Below are 20,538 nucleotides of genomic sequence, written 5' to 3' on the forward strand. Positions count from 1 at the left end.
TACATCCTAAACAAAACCAATTAGCTTTAAAATGAAACAGAACCAGCATGTTGCTTGCAAAAATTATTCAGGGATTAGTAGCCTTCTGTCACTGAAATCTAATACGTAACCCTTTTACTTTTAGTTGGTGGACAAGCAGGCTGTTTATTTCCGCTCCAGCCGCTATGATTTCCGCGGGGCTTGACGCTAAGCCCCTCGTCTCAGGCTCCGCGGGGCCTGATTCCGTGCTGCGTTGGAAGGTCTGCCAGCTTCAGCTGTCTAGCTGCCCACAGGAGGCTGTGCGCATTCCATTTCCATTCCAATCAACTGGTTTTTAAAAGTTAATCTAGTTGTGCAGCCAAGCCTTTATCAGCTAGATACATACCTAGTTTGAATTGATGCAGATGCTTTCTTTCGAAAAACAATCAAACTCGGCCAACTTGAAATGGTACCTTTGATTATCTTGTTGACTGCAGGCAGACTCTTAATTTTCATTAAGTTTGTCTACCGTCAGGGGCTTGAGTACTTAAGTACCTCGAACAATTATTCACGTGCTAACCTTATGTAAAAAATTACGATCTCGGCCGGACAGGAAAATGAAGCAAAAACTCTGAACATTCTCTTTCGCAAGGTGTATGTACCTCAGTATACAGTTCAAATCCAAAAGTTCCCGCCTGTACATACTCTGACTCATTGATCCAATGGAACAATTGGTCATAGGCAACTCCAGCCTGGTCAATGTTGCCATGGTATGCCAACGAGGCATAAGTCCCTCTTGGCAGTTGATATGACACCATCCCAGCTGGCGGCTTAGCATCTGCTTCGACTTCCACTCCCGCAATCCAGGTAAAAGGATCCAGGTCTGGATTGTAGTTTGGAGGGTCTATGAAAATGCCATAAGTTGCTGGAAGGCCCACAGTTCCGTGAACCTCTGCTAATCTCTCATTGAATGATTGCTGGAGTTTGGGGATAATCCTTTGTTCACGTGTATCCCGAAGCAATGTTTCAATCTTCATTCCAATTATACGAGTTGAATTTCTCTCTACAATTTTAATTTCCATCTGTCCAGCTCCTTTTACCATCACCGATTTAAGTTCCAATTATTATGTTCCTTGTTAATTCGTAAAATCCTTTTATAAAAAAAGGATTTCACTAACCAAAAAAGCCGGCTCTGGTTAAGAGCTGGCTCAATTTTTGGTTGGAGTACGCATGGGGCTGTTGATTTCCCTTCCAGACACTTGCTTTCCGCGTGGCTCGCGCTGAGCCTTCCTCGTCGAAAGCTCCTGCGGTGTCTCAACTGTCCAGCTGATCCCGCAGGAGTCTGCTCGCCTTCCACTCCAATCAACAGGGTTTCTAAACTTTAAGTGGAACTATATCGAAGTCTTTTTCTCATGAGAAAGCTGATAAAATTCCAAAAGTGGTTCGGAATGAGAACAATCCGGAACCCTTTTGTCAACAAACTGAGCCAGCTCTTTATTAGGAGCCAGCTGCCAATATCACTCTCTAAGACTTCAGCTACAGAGTATTTGTTTCGAGCCTGAACCCTTCCACTACGACCTCTTCATCGACTTCCACCAGGAGGCACCGCTTTCCTTCGTAGGTTATATATTTTACATATTTCAGGTCCTTTGGATTGATGGCGATTTCGGCCACCTTCGTTGAGATTTTTACCGCTTTTGGAACTAAGCTGCTAGCTTTGAATTCATGTTTTTCGTCATCGATAATGGTTTTGAAGGCACCCTCTACCTTGGCGGTATCGACATCCTCCACTCCGCTCACGGTCAAAATCCGTTCTATATCACGGGAATCCAGTCTGGGAGCTTCATCTTCCTCTTCGTTTTCTTCGTTTTCTTGAACGATTTTGTCAATTTCTTCGTACACATTCGATATGACCCTGGAATCCACTTCTTCCCCCATCACCGTCTGCAAGACCAGCTGGAAGGTATCTTTATCTTCAATCGCGGTCATTACTTCTTCACAGTTCAGCACATCAACGATAAACGTTTCATCAGGCTGGTTTGTTTTTCCGCCATAATAGAGAATGTGGTTCACATCTGCACTATAATCATTGAAGGCTGGAAACAGAAAACCTGTTAACGGAGAAGCCAAATTAATGATCGGATCCACTTCACTGCTGGATTTGAACTCTTTTTCAATATAGTCAAACAGCAGAGCCTTTTTCGGCTGGTCGGTTTTATTGAGACTGCAAAGGATAAATTCATGAGAATATACCTCGTCATCTCCGCCTTGTTCTGATTCCGAATCGCGTTTTTTTGTGGCCTTCTTATATTCTCCCCGGATGAAGGTCACCACTGTATCAAAGTCATACACAGCATGAGCAAACATTTTCTCGACGATGTTCAGCATGTACTCTTTCCAATCCTCGGTTGTATCCGCCTGTAGTCCATCATAAAGAATCATTTGGGTGCTGTCTTCCGCGTCACGCTGAAATTTCAGTTCAAAGAGTTTAGCATCAAGATGGCCAGTCAAAACCTTTTTGAAGTTGGCCAGGAACATTTCCTGATGTTCCTGTTCCAGCAATTGAAACGGCTGGCTTGCCTGATGATAAATTTCACCGGATTCTTTCTTTACATAAACATTGAAGATTTCGGATATCTTCAGTAGATGGTTGTCCAATTTAAATTGCTTTCTAATATTGGCAATGTCTTTTTTATTCAAAGTTCTCATCTCCCAATGCTGATTATACTTTTAAGAAAAAAAATAAGTAAGACTTGATGTTTTAACGTTTTTCATAGCTTAGACATTAAGGGTGCTGTAAAAGCTGATAGTTCTTGTGCTGCGTTGGAAAAGCCAATATTCTTAGCTGGCTGACGTAAACATATTTATTGGTTCCTTAGCTTGCCAGCCAGTTCCTTCAGCGAGTCATACTGCTGGATGCAATAGCGCCGTCCATCCTTCTTCAGATAGCCTTTTTCGCAAAATTGTCCGAGCACATGCAACAAATGACGATAAGAGACACCTAAAAAATCACAAACTGTTACGTGTTTTTCTTTATAGACTTCTTCATCAGCTGTTTGCAAGATGAAATCCGCCAGCCTGTTTTCAAGAGGAAAGGCAAGACTCTGTGAATACTTTGCGGCCATTTTTGTTGCTTTTGCACTTAAGAACTTGGTCAATTCACGCAGGAAATTTACATCTTCCAGCATTTTCTCACGGCAGAGATGAAAAGGAAATGCATAGCAAACGGTCTTGGTGGAAGTTCGAATCCCTTTTGTATAATACACTTCGTTCAATAATTCCATTTCGCCAATATAATCATATGCATTGATAAAATTGATCAAGGATACTTTCCCATTTTGGTGCGTAACATAGATTTTTGCTTTTCCTTCAATGACGTAAAACAAATAATCGGGCCGCATCCCCTCCCTGATCATCCATTCATCCCGTTTATATTCATGCACTTCGATGAACTCTTCAATTGGAAATGCAAATAAATGCGCAATGGGATACGCATCCAGGTAAGATTGTCTTTCCTCGTTTGTACAGATTTTCATTGAACCACCTCAAAAATAGGAGATATCTCATATTAAAGTTTGTGTCTCCATGATATCATGCAACTATTGGAGGCGATACATAATGAACACACAGCGCTGGATGGGCAGACAGTTTTTCAGTTTTTATTTAACATGGGGTGTGTTTCTGCCCTATTGGACAGGGTGGATGATTCACACAAAAGGGATTACGGTTTCACAAGCTAGTCTGATTATGAGCCTTGGTTTGGTTGTAAGGGGCCTTTCCACCTTATTTGTGTTTCCTTATTTATCGGGAAAATTCAGCAGCAAAACGTTATTAAATGGTATGGGCGTCGGTACGCTAATCGGAATTCTCAGTTATATCCCGGCAAATTCTTTTGCAAGCCTGCTTGTGGTCACCTTATTTGTACATTTTTTCTACCCAACCCTTATGCCTGCTTTGGACAGTACAGCCGGGTTCCTTGTACAAACTAAACAATTAAAACATTATGGGAAGAGCCGATCGTGGGGATCGATCGGGTTTGTAGTCGCCGGCATGATTTTAACTTTTTTTACGGGAGCTCTAGGGGATGAAGTGATTTTATGGGCGCTCTTACTCGGCATTCTTGTCTTTATATGTCTCGGGTTTATGCGTGCGCCAGTGGTTTTATCAGAGAAACCAAAAATTGATCCCGCAAAAAAAGGCGGCATGCTGAAATTATTTCGCATCAGGCACTTTGGGCTGGTGCTGATCATTGTCATTCTGCTTCAGGCGGCACACGCTTCTTATTACAATTATGGCTATATTTTTTTACAGGAAATTCATGCACCGAAATATCTGATTGGCGTCATCCTTAATATTGCGGTAATAGCAGAAATTATCTTCTTTACTGTCGCCGATAAGTACTTTCATAAATTTTCAGCAGGGACCTTGCTTGCGTTGGCCGCACTTGGATCCTCCATCAGATGGATTCTGGTATTTGCCTTCCCGAATGTTGTGGTTTTCAGTATTGCGCAAACGCTGCATGCGTGCTCCTTTGCAATGGGACATTACGCCTTTATGAAATACTTAATCAACAATATTCCAAACGCGGATATTCCAAAGGCACAAGGAATGTATTCGGCTTTGGCACTGAGCTGGAGCACGGCGGTATTCACCATCTTCGGCGGATATCTGTATGAAATTGAACCAAGGTATGCTTTTATCGGGATGATTATTTGTACCATCCCTTCAATGATTTTTGCTCTTGTTTATCGGAAACTGGAACTTAAAAAAGTAAAGTATCCTGACTCAAATATGAGCAGTCTCTAGGAACAATAAAGGTATTTACACCTTATTTAAATGTGTAAATACCTTTTCTATTATTAGATTTATGACTATATCGCTTCGGTATTGTTTTCAACACGTATGACCACATTGCCTTTCTTGTGACCTTTCTCTACGTAGCTATGAGCTTCTTCCACTTCTTCAAGTCTATAGATTCGATCAATGACCGCTTTTAGTTGGCCCGCCTCCACAAGTTCTTTTAGAAAGTTAAGTGCTTCGGAAGTCTCGGGTGAATTTCGGCTCAAAAGCAGTTTCCTGCCGCTGGTCAATTGGTACCAGAGCATTTCAGCGCTTGGAAGCGGTTCAGTAACATTTATATAGGTACCGCCTCTTTTTAAAACTTTCATACAAGCTTGAAACGAACTTTTGTTTACAGCCTCAAAGATCATATCATATACTTCACCACTCCTCGAAAAATCTTCCGCCGTGTAATCAATGACCTTGTCGGCTCCCAGAGATTTTACCCATTCAAGATTAGAGGTACTGCAAACCCCTGTCACTTCTGCTCCGAAATAGTTGGCAATCTGGACCGCATAGCTCCCGACACTTCCAGAGGCCCCATAGATGAGAATCTTTTGGCCCCTCCGAATATTGGCTTTTCTCAGGAAATATAGGGCTGTACGGGCTCCAATTGGAATAGCTGCCGCTTCTTCAAAGGAGATATTGGCTGGTTTTAGGGTAACCGGTCCATTTTCAGAGAGACACTTATATTCTGCATATGTGCCAAATCCCTCCAGGGAGGCAGCAAAAACCTGGTCCCCTTCCTTAAACCGCTTAACCTCTTTTCCGACAGATTCTACTTCTCCGGCTAATTCCACCCCCAATATCTCTTTTTTTGGCTGCCTGAAACCAAGGGAAATTCGGGCCGGAAGCCAAAAAACGGCGGGAACGGTGAAACTCCGTGATCGAATGTCTGCAGCTGATACTGTTGTAGCTTTTACTTTTATCAGTATTTCATGATCCTTGGGAGCAGGCTTTTCTACCTCTTTCATATGAAGAACGCCGGGTGGGCCGTATCTTTTGTACACTATTGCTCTCATGCATGGTCCTCCAATTCATTAGCTTCATATCTATCTTACGAATGATGCAGATAAAAAGAACAAATTGATTCTATGTCTTTTTTGGAGTTGGATGGGCATGTTTTATTATTATCCGTGCAAAAACTGAAAGGAGATACGTTCTTAGTGGGGTTACATCCATGGCGAGTTAGCTGAGAGGGTTTCATCATCATTCCTGGCGACTATTTTTTGCAAACCAAAAAAAAATCTAAATGATTGTTGCCGGATTGCCTGTTCCTGAGCTCTGCGCTTGATCATTAACAGGATATCTTTAAATAGAAGCTTTAATTGGTACATACATATCTATTGTACTATCGTCATTTTCGAGGGTATCTATATTTCTCCATAATTCAATATCAAAAGGTCTTAAGCCGCCATGTCCGTTTTTCTCCAGCCATTCATTGATTAAATCGTAGGTGCTTCCAATGCTTGATTCTGGTCCTTTATGTATGAATTCCGCGTAACTGCCAGAAGGCACACAATGTTTGATCATCCCGCTGGGAATATCGCTGTGCTCGCTCACTTCGATTCCAACGATATGAGTGTAAGGTACATCAGGAGTCCACATACATTCGGGATAAAGCTGGATTAAGTAAAGATCAGCCCCTTTTTTGCCCGGGATTTCATTTTTTCTGTTTACCAGCTCTTCGCGTAAAATTCCCACTATATTACTCTTCACAATATTGTTTAGACTATCCTTTACTGAAAAACCGACCAATCTTATTTCTTCTTTTTCCAGTATTTGAACTTGAAGCATTTGCATCCATATCTCCTCCATTTTGGTTTACTAATACAAGAGGAGATATTCTATCTTTTTAGTTATATACCTTCTTGTTTTAATAGAAGTCTCGCAACTTACATTCTTTTACTTTTGTTATCGTGTTTAAGGCTGAATTTCGAAAACTCAAATACATCGGATCAGCGGCAGGATTAATTTCTTTTTTTGTATTGCTTTAAAAGCAAGGTGTTCCACCTCTTTTTTTACATATATATCATGTTGAGTGTCATCTAAAAACCGGTCATTCGATGATTAAAACCTCTGTTGGGCGTTTCAACTTTAAACTTCACTCCTTCTGTTTGTAATTTTCCAATTACTTTCTTCATAGTATTACTTGGTACCGTAAGCAGAGTATATGAGTTTCCATTTTCTACTTAAGAAATTTCGGACAATCAACAGTAAGAGAAACCTGGTACTAGAATGCCAAGTCCTATAAACATTTCGTTATCTCCGTTTAAACATGATATTGTTATGAATTGATTTCCTTCAATCGCAAGTCCATTATATAAGGATCCCATAGCCACTCACTGGCGGCTATAGCCATAACAAGGAATAATAGAAGAATAGCAATCCCATTATATAAAAGAATCCTTCGGTCATTGGAAACGTATCGGTCAATGATCCACAACGCTGCCACACTAAAGAGTGCTATACTCAACGCCTTTTTCCAAATCTGCTGTACACCGAAGATCGTCAATAGGTCGGCATTTGAGATAGAACAAGCAGAAACCATATTTCTCTTAATAAGGTTTTTACTTTCATGAATTTTAACTTTTTAGTTGGTATCAATCATCATTCTCCCTCTTATCGAGATGTCTCTTAAAGACATAAGTTCCCTGGTTGCCTCGAGACAAATGCCTGGTTTACTTTTATACTAAGGGTTTTGGGTATTTTGTTAACATAATATTATTATGAAACACTAATGTGTTCCTATAGTCTTATTTATAACGGTGACAAAAAAATACATAAGCAGTGGCCAGCTGGGATATCTGCTAGATTGACGTTCCAGGGAAGTCATTTTGAGTGGAATTTCCTAAATACTTGAATCCCAAACTTTTTAAGGCGTGATGTCCATCACCAATTTTACGATAAATAATAAGTTCTATCCCACATACCAACAATCCTTCTTCTGTCTCCGCATCTGCTTAGGTTGGTATAAATTCTCTTTAAGAAAGCTATGGGTTGTGGACGTTCTTCTTGTCTCTTTAGTTTCTCTATAGCTGTTTTCATTCTTCACGGGATGATGAAGACCTTTTTCTCTTTCTCTAGTTTCATTTTGGGCTTCATCAGGTTCATGAAGACCTTTTCTCTCTGACTCTAGTTTTATTTTGGCCTTCATCGGCTTTATGAAAACCTTTTCTCTCTGACTCTAGTTCAGTTTTGGCCTTCATCGGCTTCATGAAGACCTTTTTTCTTTGACTCTAGTTTCTTTTTGGCCTTCATCGGCTTCATGAAGACCTTTTCTCTCTGACTCTAGTTCAGTTTTGGCCTTCATCGGCTTATGAAGACCTTTTCTCTCTTACTCAAGTTTCATTTTGGCCTTCATCGGCTTGATGACGTGCTTTTCTTTGATTCTCTCCATCAATCTTCATCAACGGGGTAGACATTTTAATTTGAGTCCGAAAAAAACGTTACAAAAAACCCGCTATCTGGCTTAAACGGCCATTAACGGGTTCTTCCCCATGTGATATTGATATTTTTAACGCTTGCTGATCCTTTGCAGTTCCTGCGTTGTTTTTCCTTTTTCGATGCTCTTTATCAAACCGATATTCTTGGCATAATAATAAATACTGTCCGGGCCCGATGATTTCACTTCAATTACATTTTTAAAAGTTCCTGCAGGTGTTTTTACGGTTTTTGTAGTGGAAGTGACTGTAAATGAGTGATTTTTAGGGTTAGGCTTCCAGGTCTGACCTAAATAGATTGGATATTTTAATAGAATGGTTGGACTACCCAACTTTCCTTCGTGATTTTCAGATGTCGTTTGTAATTGACCCGTTGTTTCCCTTTCATAAAAAACGGCAGGCCCCTCCGTATCTACAATCCATTTGTTCCATTGATATGGAGTTCCGAATGTGGAAGAGGATAGATACTTGTATACTCTTTTTTCACCATAGACTGTATAAGTATATGTCTTGGCCTTATCTCTTTTGAAGGACATTACTGGAGAAAGCTTGATGTATTTCAGGGACACGTAAGCTTTTTTATTATTCAGCCTTATTTCACCCCAGCCTTTTCCGGTAGAATAAATCTGAATGGCGCTTCCCTTTCGCAGCCAGCCTACCACCTTCGAGGAAGCGGAGGCCTTTTCACGGACATTTAATCCGTTTGAAGTGACCGTTCCTGTATATTTTACAACTGGAATCTTTTTTATATATTTTAGAGATACAAAAGCTTTTTTGTTTTTAAACCTTGTTTCTCCCCACCCCTTGCTCGTTGAGTAAATCTGAATCACGTCTCCCTTTTGGAACCAGCCTACCACCTTCGAAGATGTGGAGGCATTTGCACGAACATTTAAACCGTTGGCTGTAACCTTCCCCGAATACGGAGCGGCGGAGGCCTTTGCCATATCCATAGGAAAAGCGAATAAACCCAGCAATAAAGTGAATAAAACAATGGCTTTGATAAATACCTTCAAATTATATTCCCCCTTAAAATCACGAATTCAAACGTTAGACGCTATGAAAAGGGAGATGGTTTCAACATAATAAGAAAATTAAAAATTTTTATATAGTTCATTCAAAAATAAAAGCCGCCTAAAGTGGCAGCTTGTTATGGAGCAGGTGTTAGGTCTGTCGTATCAGTTTTTCGACAAGTGATCCCGATCGATGGATTGAGGGATTTTTTCCATCCATCCGTTATCAATTAAAATGTTTGCACCGTCCTCAACATAAATGCCAATACTCATAAGGAATCTTGAATACATTAACCCAATATCCCTTCTTCCATTCACCGCTATTGCGTTGCCAAAGGACCGTATCTTCATGCAGAACATGTCCACTTTATGAAAAACGTAAACTTTATCAGAAAAGGGTGCAATTGAAGAATCTGTTACCAGGTGATCCAGCAGAGATGGTGAAGGCAAATTATCATGCTGAAGAGTCAATTGCATTTTTTCAAGGGTTCTGTCAGTTATATCCTTCCCTCTCACCAAAAAGTCCTTTACTCTTTCTCTTTTTGCCGTCTGTGAAAACCCAAGCAGCAAGGCTTTACTGGTTGCATTATTCTCAATGTTATCATATAAATGGATAATTTCCAGGGCGTGAAGCGGACGAATTTCTCCAAAAAATCCATTCAAAAAGTTCTGTTTAGAAACAAATTCTACTTGCTCGGGGATTGGGATTTCCGGCGGCCTAATAATTAATCCCTTTCCCATCAAGACATTATTGATTTGTCCCAAGAACATCGTTGTTTTGTCATGGCAAAAAACAAAAAATTCCCTTATGTCCTCCCTCATGACCAGTGGAAGCGCAATAGCGTAAATGCTTAGCCCGGCTTTCGCAGCATATTTTAAATAATGCGCGTAAAATTCATCCTGGAACAGCCGTGGGGCATTTAAGTTATAATCCTCTTCCGTAAAGCCTTTTGGTATCGGAAATTTTTCCTTTTTGAAGAAACCTTCGATTCTGTTTAAAATCTCAGTACTTAAAGTTAACCCGTTTTCCAACAATACTTTAATATCCTCGTCGCCGATATGCTGAAGATAGTATTCCAGAATCCCTCTTGACATCGAGTTTCCCATGTAGGTGGCCCAAAGCTTCCCCATTTCTACTGCAGTCATTTTAGAATCGGGGCTAAGCTTCCCGGGACTTATTTTTATTGGTTTGATTTTATCCATATTAAACCCCTTACCCTTATTTACCGTTAGTTTGAGCATTTAGATGATAATTATTCTGTACAATGCAGAATGGAATATACGAGGTAATGGAAAGAGAAGTAAGTGTAATCATTTCCTGTCGTGCTTTTAGGAGTATTGTTACAACATTGAGCACTTTTACAGATTTATAAAACGGGTAAACGTTCAGTCCAGAGCTATTTAGTAAAGTTGAAAAGCACTCCTCCTTACAGATAAATGCTTGCTTGCCTACTATCTGATAATGGAAAAGCGCCCATACAAGGCGCTTCTAAAGTTCATCGGTCCCGATTTGAATTTTATTTTTAATAAGGGCTTGCTGCAGCGTATTATAGCTGTCGGACCGACGCAAATCAATCCCCAGCTGCACACTGAACATGGCGCTTTTTGGACCAATGCCCGAAAAGCTTGTCTTAATGCCAAGAAGCCTTAAAACATCCACCAGATTATAAATGTAGTGCACGACCACTTCATTTAAAACAGATACTCCGGAAAAGTCGACAAACAAATGCGAGATGTGTTCCTGATTGCACTTTTGCGGTACGGTATTCAAAATATGTTCAGCCCGGTCAACGTCCATATCGCCCACCAATGGCAGCACACCTACAGATTTGGTAATCGGTATAACCGGAGAACCAAGTTCGATCAGCAAATTTTTCCTGGATTCAATCGTTTGAAGCAGCAGTTCAAAATACAATTTTGAAAACTCCTGATACAGCCTTTCGAAGGTTTCCTGGAGGATGCTGCTCCATTTCAGGACGTCCTCTACAGAGATATTTGCTTTATTCTCTGAACAAAAGTCGTTGATAAAGTTCCAAATTATAGATCTTGTTCTTCCCAAAGCTGCCAAAACTTCATGAATTGGAGTAGTGGTGTCGACCCTGCTCCTGGCAACCGTATCGGCCCAAATCGCTAATTTCTCCTCAAATGGTTTCTGATCATCCAGAAAAGCGCTGGCTATCGTTTCAATGGTAAAAGCATGCTGCTCTTTCAGCATATTTTCAATTTTTGGATCGCTCTGCGCCGAATAAATCGAGTTAGTTTTGCTAGTCTCTCTCATTTGAAACCACTTTTTGCTTATGTTAGCGGAGTTTGCGATTAAATATTGATAGATATTGTCCATCCTTCTATGCCTCTTTCGTCTCAAAATGCTTATTTTATTTTATCATAGTGATTTATTTTCAGCTAATAACAATACATTGGAACACTAGGAGTGACTTTTATGGAGATGGATAAGGTTTAATAAAAGCTGGATGCAGCCTGCTCGTTCCGAAGGATATAGAATAAAAGGAAAATATAAAAAGGCTGCCAGAAAGTCATATTCACTGACTTTCTGTTCAGCCTCATCATACTTTCTTGAACGATTAATAAGGATCGGCTTCGTGGCTTTTCTTCACAGCATCTTTTGTTGCTTCATTTGCTGATAGAGAACCTTGGCCTCCTTGATACTTCGACTTGCCTGCTTCACGCCCTGGAACGATATTTTCCGCCTTCATTTCCTGCTTTTCCTTCATTTTCTTTTCAATGCCTTCCTTAACGCGACGTCCATATTCTTCATCGGCTTGAGTGAAATGCTCAATCATGGCATCCTGGATTCGCTTATTGCATGCAGCAAGTGCTTCGGAAAGGTTTTTGATTAATTCATCGCGCTCCCAGTCTTCCAGGCTGCGGTAAGTATGGCCTGCCTGTCCATAGTTGTTAGGGCGGTCAATTGGCGCACTTATCGCTGCTCCATTATACATTGGCTGGTGCGGCGGATGATTTTCTTTGCTGGCTTCCTCAAAACCTCCCAGCATGGAAGGTTCATAATTGATATGCGGATTGTCTCCGGACTCTTTCGGATCACGGATGTCCATTTGGCCTCGCTGCTGATTCGTTCGAACAGGTGCTTTCGGTGCGTTCACCGGCAGTTTCAGGTAATTCGCACCTACGCGGTAGCGCTGTGTATCAGAGTAGGAGAAGGTACGGCCTTGCAGCATTTTGTCATCTGAGAAATCCATTCCGTCGACAAGAACACCTGTACCAAAAGCTGCCTGCTCAATTTCCGCATGGAAGTCCACAGGGTTGCGGTCCAGCACCATTCGTCCTACAGGAAGCCATGGGAACTTATCTTCAGGCCACAGCTTTGTGTCATCCAGCGGATCAAAATCCAGTTCCGGATGATAATCATCCTCCATAATTTGGACGTAGAGCTCCCATTCCGGATACTCTCCGCGCTCAATCGCTTCGTATAAGTCCTGTGTGGCATGGCCTACATTCTTGGCCTGTATAGAATCTGCTTCTTCCTGTGTCAGATTTCGGATTCCTTGCTTTGGCTCCCAGTGGTACTTCACCAGTACAGCCTCACCTTTGTCATTTACCCATTTATAAGTGTTAACACCTGATCCCTGCATGTGCCTGTACGTTGCAGGGATACCCCATGGAGAGAAAAGGAAAGTAATCATATGAGTTGCCTCAGGCGTGCGGGAAACGAAATCAAACATCCGTTCAGGGTTCGGTACGTTTGAAGCGGGATCCGCTTTAAATGCATGGATCATGTCAGGGAATTTCATCGCATCGCGAATAAAGAAAATTTTAAGGTTGTTTCCTACTAGATCCCAGTTTCCATCTTCGGTATACATTTTTACTGCAAAGCCACGCGGATCCCGTGCCGTTTCAGGAGAGTCCTTTGCTCCTGCGACAGTCGAGAAGCGGACCATAAGAGGAGTCTTCTTCCCGGCCCCAGAAAATACTTTCGCGCGAGTATACTTCTCTACCGGCTCGTCCCCAACTTTCCCATACGTTTCAAAATATCCAAAGGCTCCAGTACCTCGTGCATGCACGACACGCTCTGGTATTTCTTCCCGGTCGAAATGGGAAATTTTCTCGATGAAATGATAATTCTCAAGTGTCGCTGGCCCACGATCACCAATCGTACGTATATTCTGGTTGTCCCTTACAGGATGGCCCTGGCGGTTAGTTAAGGTTTCACGTTTCACGTTTTCTTCGTTTGAAGCATTCTTATCTTTGTTATCTGCCAAAAGGAAAACCTCCTAAAATTATTCACCTTTATTTTACTTAAGATTGGAAAATTTATGCAAAATAAAGGTTTGTAAACATTTTATTTGTGTTTTCTTGATGAACATTAAATTTTTTGCCTGATTACGACAACGTGTTTCGGGAACTAGGATCCTCCGATCCCTGCATAGGCTATGAATCTCCCTATCGTTTCAACGGTTATTCATTATGTATTTGGAGTTGCCAGACCTGGCACAGCCTATTCAATGTATTCCTTTGCGAAATTGAATCCAGGATATAACGTCACTACCTTCCTTTATACCCCAGAATATCCACAACTAACCTCTTTACTAGAAACTGTTTACAGAAAGTATTCAGGAAAGGACTTCAATAGATTGTCACTATAAAAAGTCTTTTCGCGCTTTACTTCCTAGCATCCGTTTCCGATAACCGCATTTTCGGAAATAAGCAATCAGAATCTCACTTGTAATTTCTTGCAAACCCTATGAGGGCAAAATAAAAACCGGCTGGTACAACCAGTCGGCTACAAGGAATTTAATTAAGAATTCGTCGTTTTTTTAATAATCAGGAATATATTGTTCCTTATCAGGAATATATGGCTCGACATCGGGATTATATTCCGCAACATCAGGAATAAACGCAGCGATGATAAAATAGCTGCCACGCTTTTACACATAAACAAAATACTGCTGACAGGCTGCTATGTCTCATACCTTTCAGGAAATTAATTGGTGAATCCTATTCAATGAGGTAACTATATAATATGATGGCAGCAAGATCGTGAAAATGATTAAACTTACCATGGTTGCTTTTCTCCATTCAATATCCTTTTTCCTTGTATATAAAAGCAAAAATGCAAAGATGCTAATCCCTGTTAAAAGAATCCATAAAAACTCTTTATATCTGCTCACTTCGTGTTCCAGTTCATCGATTTTCCAGTCATCACTATGCGAGAAAGTTAGATTCGTTGTTCCTTTGTTGACTCCAAATAGATTGAATTCCTTAATGGATAGAGAATTATTTTGCTGTGAAATGATATCATATCCGTTCGGCAAAAATACTGCTTTATAGACCAATAGATAGCTGATTACGACAACAATGATGGTAAATAATAAAAATGTTTTATATTTATTTTTAAAAATTTTCAATTCCCCATTCCCCTCTTCGTCTTTATGAGAGCTACCCTGTTATAGTTTGTTTACACCCCTACCTGCGGATATATCCTTTTGACAGATAAACAAACACTAAAACTGGGACGATACTAAACACCATTAATAAATTGCCAAGTGCAAGAAATTTACTCTCAGACAATGCACCCAAGAAAAATCCTATTGGGTTGAGGATCATTGTCAGTGCTGCGAAGTTTTCCTGCAGGTTAAAAGCTAAATAAGGAACCCAGGACACAATACCAATAAGAAGAATGCATAATGATAGACAAGAATACATTTTTTTCTTCTCGGTTTGTTTCAGAAAAGCTCTCCCCGAACGTTATGGAATATTATTCTTTCATATTCCTTGGCATAAGAACCTGCTGGCAGCTAAAAAACCTTTTGAACGGAATACGTAATTCCCACATTTCTGTTGGTGTTCCATTCAACTTTAGGTACATTTCCGCCAATTATTTATGCACTTATAGTTCCTGATTTTAGTCATTCGAAGTACCATAAAACCAATAACTGCTTTATTGCCATATTCATAAAAGCTCCTACATATTTTACCATATACCCTTTTGTAATTCTGACATGGATGTGCCACTTTATGGCATTATCAGGTAATCACAACCATGTTCTTTCCTGGAGACTAAAACCATTTTTAACTATTTAAACGTTGAAAAAAGAAACTAATTGATGTATTCAACCGTATTAATATATGAGGATATAAAACCCAAATCATTTCGATTAGTTGGCAGGAATAATCTTCTTGCAGGAGTTTTGGGTATATATATAGTACATATAAAATAAATTGTATTGGAGGAGATGGAAAATGGTTAACAAATTGAAAAAAGGATTAATGGCACTTGGCATCATGGGAGCTTTATTTACTGGGGTGCTGGGAATGGCGATGCCGGCGGAGGCAGCCTGGTCAAATGTTGAGCAATCACTTTACGAAAAAGGAACCTTTATTGGTTGGGCAGATACAAATTCTTTTGAAGTTAGATTAAGTTCCGGAAAGTATATGGTGTTTAGATCATCAAATGACTGGTACGAAAAAAACCTCAAACCTGGAACAACATACACTTATTACTATTCTGTAAATAAATATGGTCAAAACATAATCTCTAAGATACAGAAATAAATAATTTTCATTAATTACTTTTTATCATCTCATCTTCAAAGCTTTAGCTTGACCTCTATAACTGGCCTTCCGTAAGATGTAAACGTACGAATCCATCAGAGAGCTATTATTTTCGGGTTCGGCCTATTCTACTATTGCAAACCTTTATTTCACACTTTACATTCCTTTCATTAAAACAGGATGCCTTCTGGTGTCCTGTTTGTTTGTGCCGCTTGCTATCACAAGGGGTTTTAAAGTTAGACCATAAACTGCACTGTTTAATCCATATTCATACTACCTTTTTAATTGGTCTTTATGTGATTGAATATACCAAAATGGTCCTCCCATCTGTCCTTCATCTTCTTCATGACCTGAAGACAAACCTCAAACACAATGGAATGTTCTTTAATCTGGACAACTTTAACCTCAGTCTCTTCAAATAATAATTTTTCACCTACTATAAAATTCATATGATGGGTCTCCTTTTAAGGGCTTTTACCAAAAGAAACATGATTCCGTGAATTTTTTAGAAACAATTCCACCATTTATAAATCAAAGTAATGTTACCTTTTCATACTCTTTTCGGTTCCTATATTGTCTTCGCGAAAAATAAAAACGGGTCCGTCCACCCTCCCTGGATGAACGTACCCGTTTGCAAATTTTAATTAAATTTCATTAAAGTTAATCATTAATTATGAAGATTTCATTTTAATTAATGGATATCATTCTTTTTAAAGTTGCCGCCTTTAACCTCTGCCACATCATAAACAGCAACGAAAGCATTGTCATCAATTTCATTAATGATTTCTTTCATTTTCGTTTCTTCTAACCTGTTGATGACACAGGTAATTTCTTTGAATTCCTCATTTGAATATGCGCCGCGAACAATATTATAGGTTGCACTTCTTCCTAAACGGTCCCGAATAGTTTTAACCATTTCTTCGGGTTGACTTGTGATGATTTTAAAGGTCTTCGATCCGCTAAGACCCTCTTCCACAATATGAATGACCTTGGAAGCTATAAAGTAGGCAATTCCAGATAGGAATGCACCTTGTAATCCGAATACGGTTGAAACAATAATGAATACAAAAAGGTTTAAGAAAAGAATCAGATCACTTGTGCCAAAAGGCAATTTACGAGAAAGCAGGACCGCCAGCATATCGATTCCATCCAACGCACCGCCGTTCCTTAAGGCGAGTCCCATCCCGAATCCAATGATGATTCCGCCAACAACGGTTACCAGCAATGTATCTCCCTGAATGATAGTGGGAATATGGTGCATGACAATCGTGCCTAGCGCCAGAAATGCGATGCCGATGACGGAGTAGATGGCAAAACTTTTTCCTATTTGTTTATATCCCAGAAAGACGAATGGAATATTCAGAATGGCAATGAGCAGTCCAAGCGGCAATCCCATAAGCTGGGACCCGGCGATGCTTAAACCGGTCACGCCGCCATCCGATACATTGTTCGGTATTAAAACCGCTTCTAGACCGTATGCAGTTATAAATGCCCCGATCATAATAGGAATCGCGCGTAATACTAGTTTTAGTTTACTGTTGTTCTTTTTCTTACTGTTTTTACTCATCTTTTACCTCTTTTTTATTCTATTTTTACCACTCTGTACAGCGAGGTTTACCAGCGTATGTATATATAAATTTCACTTAGTTCCCCTACATTGTTTAGAAAACCTTGCACTCGAATCATACTAGCAGGGCCCTCCAAATACAAATTAATCCTGTAGAGTGACAATTAGCCAATAACAACTATACCCAATCAGACTGGATTCATCAAATACTTTTGGCATTAATTGCTATCGTCTTTTATACCCACTCTTAGTTGTATAGATAAAAACGCTCTCCAGAAGATCAGCAATCTTCCAGCCGTGTAAGGAGATTTTATACCTTCAGCCTGTTCGTTCTTTAGATAAGAAAGATCAGTTCACAGCTTGCTATCAGCTTCTATTATTAAATATATATGAGTAGAGAACATGAAACACGGAACCCTTTTTTCTTTTAAACTTTTAAATCAAGATAATAAAGCAGAGTTGCCGGTGGAAACTCTGCTTTTTGACTTTGAATATTTAATCCTTAGCAACCAATAACAGAACATGTGTGACATAGTAGCCAATTCACATCTATAGAAAAAACCTCATCTTAATCCTTCTAAGTCTGATTAACAACCATTGCTGTCAGGATCCGGTTTTCTGCATTAATGGCAGTTACCGAAGAGGTCGCTGCAACAAAAATACTAACAGTAAAGGTATTCTGGCCAGCTACTGTCTGGGTGACGTAACTTATCGATGGGAGGTACCTCTGGGTTCCAGTGCCTACCTGGGTAGCTCTGGTTAAAGTATATTCATTTAATAACACTCCATCTCTTCTGAGCCTGATTCTAAGGTCCAAGCTAAAATTTCCAGGGGTGGTAGTCACCGCAGTTTGTATCATAGAATCCAATTTTACTGTGGTAGGGGCTGTAGTAGTAACAGGTAGTGTCAATAAAGTTGTTTCTCCAGTCAGTGGAACAGGAGTTGCAGTGTTCGTCTGTGTATTAAATATATTTGCTGTTGGTCCCGTTGCACCGGTTGGCCCGGTTGCTCCTGTTACTCCAGTTGCACCGGTTGGCCCGGTTGGCCCGGTTGGACCTGTTGCTCCGGTTGGCCCGGTCGCTCCTGTTTCTCCCGTTGCTCCGGTTGCACCGGTTGGACCTGTTGCTCCGGTTGGTCCAGTTTCTCCTGTCGCACCTGTTGCTCCTGAGGGCCCCGTTGCTCCGGTTGCTCCTGTTACTCCAGTTGCCCCGGTTGGCCCGGTTGGACCTGTTGCTCCGGTTGGCCCGGTCGCTCCAGTTTCTCCGGTTGGTCCGGTTGCTCCGGTTGGTCCAGTTTCTCCCGTGGCTCCGGTTGGTCCTGTTACTCCTGTTGCTCCAGTTGGCCCGGTTGCTCCTGTTTCTCCGGTTGGTCCTATTTCTCCCGTTGCCCCGGTTGGTCCCGTGGCTCCAGTTTCTCCCGTTGGACCAGTTTCTCCGGTTGGCCCTGTTGGACCCGTTGCTCCTGTTGGTCCTGTTGCTCCGGTTGGCCCGGTTGCTCCTGTTTCTCCTGTGGCACCTGTTGCCCCGGTTGGTCCTGTTGCTCCGGTTGCTCCGGTTGCTCCGGTTGCTCCTGTTGCCCCTGTTGGTCCCGTGGCTCCTGTTTCTCCTGTTGCTCCAGTTTCTCCCGTGGCTCCAGTTGGCCCGGTTGCTCCTGTTTCTCCAGTTGCCCCGGTCGCTCCGGTTGGTCCTGTTGCTCCCGTTGCCCCGGTTGGCCCCGTTGCTCCTGTTTCTCCTGTTGCACCGGTTGGCCCGGTTGGACCTGTTGCTCCAGTTTCTCCCGTGGCTCCAGTTGGTCCTGTTGCTCCCGTTGCTCCTGTTGGCCCGGTCGCTCCGGTTGGTCCTGTTGCTCCTGTTGGCCCCGTGGCTCCAGTTTCTCCCGTTGGACCAGTTTCTCCCGTTGCCCCGGTTGATCCTGTTTCTCCTGTCGCTCCTGTTGCCCCTGTTGGTCCCGTCGCTCCTGTTGGTCCCGTCGCTCCAGTTTCTCCCGTGGCTCCGGTGGCTCCGGTTGGTCCTGTTTCTCCTGTCGCTCCCGTTGCTCCAGTTTCTCCCGTTACTCCCGTAGCTCCGGTTGCTCCGGTTGGTCCTGTTTCTCCTGTCGCTCCTGTTGCCCCTGTTGGTCCCGTCGCTCCTGTTGGTCCCGTCGCTCCAGTTTCTCCCGTGGCTCCGGTTGGTCCCGTGGCTCCCGTTGCTCCAGTTTCTCCGGTTGCTCCGGTTGCTCCGGTTGGTCCTGTTGCTCCAGTTGCTCCCGTTGGCCCGGTTGCTCCCGTTGCTCCAGTTTCTCCCGTTGCCCCGGTTGCTCCCGTTGCTCCTGTTGCACCGGTTGGCCCGGTTGGACCTGTTGCTCCAGTTTCTCCCGTTGCCCCGGTTGCTCCTGTTGCTCCAGTTTCTCCCGTTTCTCCCGTTGCCCCGGTTGCTCCTGTTGGTCCTGTTGCTCCCGTTGCCCCGGTTGGTCCCGTGGCTCCTGTTTCTCCTGTTGCTCCTGTTTCTCCCGTTGCCCCCGTTGGTCCCGTGGCTCCAGTTTCTCCTGTTGCACCGGTTGGCCCGGTCGCTCCTGTTTCTCCCGTTGTACCGGTTGGTCCCGTGACTCCTGTTGCTCCTCCGGTTGCTCCAGTTGCTCCAGTTGGCCCGGTTGGTCCTGTTTCTCCCGTTGCTCCAGTTAGCCCGGTTGGTCCCGTGGCTCCAGTTAGCCCGGTTGGTCCCGTGGCTGCTGTTTCTCCTGTTGGCCCGGTTGGTCCCGTTGCCCCGGTTTCTCCAGTTGCCCCGGTTGCTCCGGTTGCCCCGGTTGCTCCTGTTGGCCCAGTTGCTCCTGTTGGCCCAGTTGCTCCGGTTGGTCCAGTTGGCCCGGTTGGTCCCGTTGCTCCTGTTGCTCCAGTTTCTCCCGTTTCTCCCGTTGCCCCGGTTGCTCCTGTTGGTCCTGTTGCTCCCGTTGCCCCGGTTGGTCCCGTGGCTCCTGTTTCTCCTGTTGCTCCTGTTTCTCCCGTTGCCCCCGTTGGTCCCGTGGCTCCAGTTTCTCCTGTTGCTCCAGTTTCTCCCGTGGCTCCAGTTGGCCCGGTTGCTCCTGTTTCTCCAGTTGCCCCGGTCGCTCCGGTTGGTCCCGTTGCTCCTGTTTCTCCTGTTGCACCGGTTGGCCCGGTTGGCCCTGTTGCTCCAGTTTCTCCCGTTGCTCCTATTGGCCCGGTCGCTCCGGTTGG

Annotated in this window: 18 protein-coding genes and 1 pseudogene; 2 read left to right on the forward strand and 17 right to left on the reverse strand. The window is 42.5% G+C overall.

Annotation, left to right across the window (positions count from 1 at the left end; all coding sequences use genetic code 11):
* Nucleotides 1-551 precede the first annotated feature (551 nt).
* The 3 genes from EV146_RS08350 to yeiL form a co-directional block, all read right to left on the reverse strand.
* Nucleotides 552-1,040 carry a GyrI-like domain-containing protein gene (locus tag EV146_RS08350; RefSeq protein ID WP_132004531.1) on the reverse strand — a complete coding sequence of 163 codons (489 nt, stop codon included), beginning with the start codon at nucleotides 1,038-1,040 and terminating at the stop codon, nucleotides 552-554.
* 454 nt (nucleotides 1,041-1,494) lie between these two features.
* Entirely contained in the window at nucleotides 1,495-2,658 is a 1,164-nt protein-coding gene (locus tag EV146_RS08355; RefSeq protein ID WP_132004534.1) for a DUF4317 domain-containing protein, read from the reverse strand.
* Nucleotides 2,659-2,822: 164 nt separating this feature from the next.
* A complete protein-coding gene (gene yeiL, locus EV146_RS08360) occupies nucleotides 2,823-3,494 on the reverse strand; it encodes a transcriptional regulator YeiL (RefSeq protein ID WP_132004537.1) in 672 nt (223 codons plus the stop codon).
* An 82-nt stretch (nucleotides 3,495-3,576) separates the two neighbouring features.
* Here yeiL and EV146_RS08365 point away from each other — a divergent pair, with 82 nt between their 5' ends.
* Nucleotides 3,577-4,764, forward strand: a complete 1,188-nt coding sequence (locus EV146_RS08365; protein WP_132004541.1) for an MFS transporter — start codon at nucleotides 3,577-3,579, stop codon at nucleotides 4,762-4,764.
* A 65-nt stretch (nucleotides 4,765-4,829) separates the two neighbouring features.
* Here the strand turns inward: EV146_RS08365 and EV146_RS08370 are convergent, their stop codons facing one another.
* From EV146_RS08370 to EV146_RS27505, 10 genes are all read right to left on the reverse strand, one after another.
* Nucleotides 4,830-5,819, reverse strand: a complete 990-nt coding sequence (locus tag EV146_RS08370; protein ID WP_132004544.1) for an NAD(P)-dependent alcohol dehydrogenase — start codon at nucleotides 5,817-5,819, stop codon at nucleotides 4,830-4,832.
* Nucleotides 5,820-6,108: 289 nt separating this feature from the next.
* Nucleotides 6,109-6,600, reverse strand: a complete 492-nt coding sequence (locus EV146_RS08375) for a GyrI-like domain-containing protein (RefSeq protein WP_158287049.1) — start codon at nucleotides 6,598-6,600, stop codon at nucleotides 6,109-6,111.
* 484 nt (nucleotides 6,601-7,084) lie between these two features.
* The gene (locus EV146_RS26915) at nucleotides 7,085-7,252 is read right to left on the reverse strand and encodes a hypothetical protein (RefSeq protein WP_158287050.1); all 168 of its coding nucleotides are present in this window, start codon (nucleotides 7,250-7,252) and stop codon (nucleotides 7,085-7,087) included.
* Between the two features lie 465 nt (nucleotides 7,253-7,717).
* Complete coding sequence (locus tag EV146_RS26920; protein ID WP_158287051.1) at nucleotides 7,718-7,954, reverse strand: hypothetical protein; 237 nt, start codon at nucleotides 7,952-7,954, stop codon at nucleotides 7,718-7,720.
* 360 nt (nucleotides 7,955-8,314) lie between these two features.
* Nucleotides 8,315-9,253: an SH3 domain-containing protein gene (locus tag EV146_RS08385; protein WP_132004553.1), complete on the reverse strand. Its 939-nt coding sequence runs from the start codon at nucleotides 9,251-9,253 to the stop codon at nucleotides 8,315-8,317.
* 162 nt (nucleotides 9,254-9,415) lie between these two features.
* Nucleotides 9,416-10,453, reverse strand: coding sequence for a DUF3231 family protein (locus EV146_RS08390; protein ID WP_132004556.1), 1,038 nt, complete (start codon nucleotides 10,451-10,453; stop codon nucleotides 9,416-9,418).
* Nucleotides 10,454-10,739: 286 nt separating this feature from the next.
* The gene (locus EV146_RS08395; protein ID WP_132004559.1) at nucleotides 10,740-11,591 is read right to left on the reverse strand and encodes an STAS domain-containing protein; all 852 of its coding nucleotides are present in this window, start codon (nucleotides 11,589-11,591) and stop codon (nucleotides 10,740-10,742) included.
* A 241-nt stretch (nucleotides 11,592-11,832) separates the two neighbouring features.
* Entirely contained in the window at nucleotides 11,833-13,488 is a 1,656-nt protein-coding gene (locus EV146_RS08400; protein ID WP_132004562.1) for a catalase, read from the reverse strand.
* Between the two features lie 714 nt (nucleotides 13,489-14,202).
* A complete protein-coding gene (locus EV146_RS08405) occupies nucleotides 14,203-14,634 on the reverse strand; it encodes a hypothetical protein (protein ID WP_132004565.1) in 432 nt (143 codons plus the stop codon).
* Between the two features lie 58 nt (nucleotides 14,635-14,692).
* On the reverse strand, nucleotides 14,693-14,932 hold the full coding sequence (locus EV146_RS27505) for a hypothetical protein (protein WP_199232667.1): 240 nt from the start codon (nucleotides 14,930-14,932) through the stop codon (nucleotides 14,693-14,695).
* A gap of 537 nt (nucleotides 14,933-15,469) precedes the next feature.
* On the opposite strand from EV146_RS27505, the gene EV146_RS08410 reads away from it, so the two are divergent.
* The gene (locus EV146_RS08410; RefSeq protein WP_132004568.1) at nucleotides 15,470-15,781 is read left to right on the forward strand and encodes a hypothetical protein; all 312 of its coding nucleotides are present in this window, start codon (nucleotides 15,470-15,472) and stop codon (nucleotides 15,779-15,781) included.
* 281 nt (nucleotides 15,782-16,062) lie between these two features.
* Here EV146_RS08410 and EV146_RS26925 read toward each other — a convergent pair whose 3' ends face one another.
* The 4 genes and pseudogenes from EV146_RS26925 to EV146_RS28380 all read right to left on the reverse strand — a co-directional run.
* Nucleotides 16,063-16,230: a hypothetical protein gene (locus EV146_RS26925; RefSeq protein WP_158287052.1), complete on the reverse strand. Its 168-nt coding sequence runs from the start codon at nucleotides 16,228-16,230 to the stop codon at nucleotides 16,063-16,065.
* Nucleotides 16,231-16,472: 242 nt separating this feature from the next.
* Nucleotides 16,473-17,348, reverse strand: coding sequence for a YitT family protein (locus EV146_RS08415; protein ID WP_132004571.1), 876 nt, complete (start codon nucleotides 17,346-17,348; stop codon nucleotides 16,473-16,475).
* Nucleotides 17,349-17,925: 577 nt separating this feature from the next.
* Entirely contained in the window at nucleotides 17,926-18,132 is a 207-nt protein-coding gene (locus EV146_RS27510) for a hypothetical protein (protein WP_181215967.1), read from the reverse strand.
* Nucleotides 18,133-18,756: 624 nt separating this feature from the next.
* A pseudogene (locus EV146_RS28380) lies at nucleotides 18,757-20,145 on the reverse strand (hypothetical protein); the annotation flags it as partial.
* Nucleotides 20,146-20,538: the final 393 nt, after the last annotated feature.

The sequence above is a fragment of the Mesobacillus foraminis genome, assembly GCF_004340465.1.
GTDB lineage: Bacteria > Bacillota > Bacilli > Bacillales > Cytobacillaceae > Mesobacillus_B > Mesobacillus_B foraminis.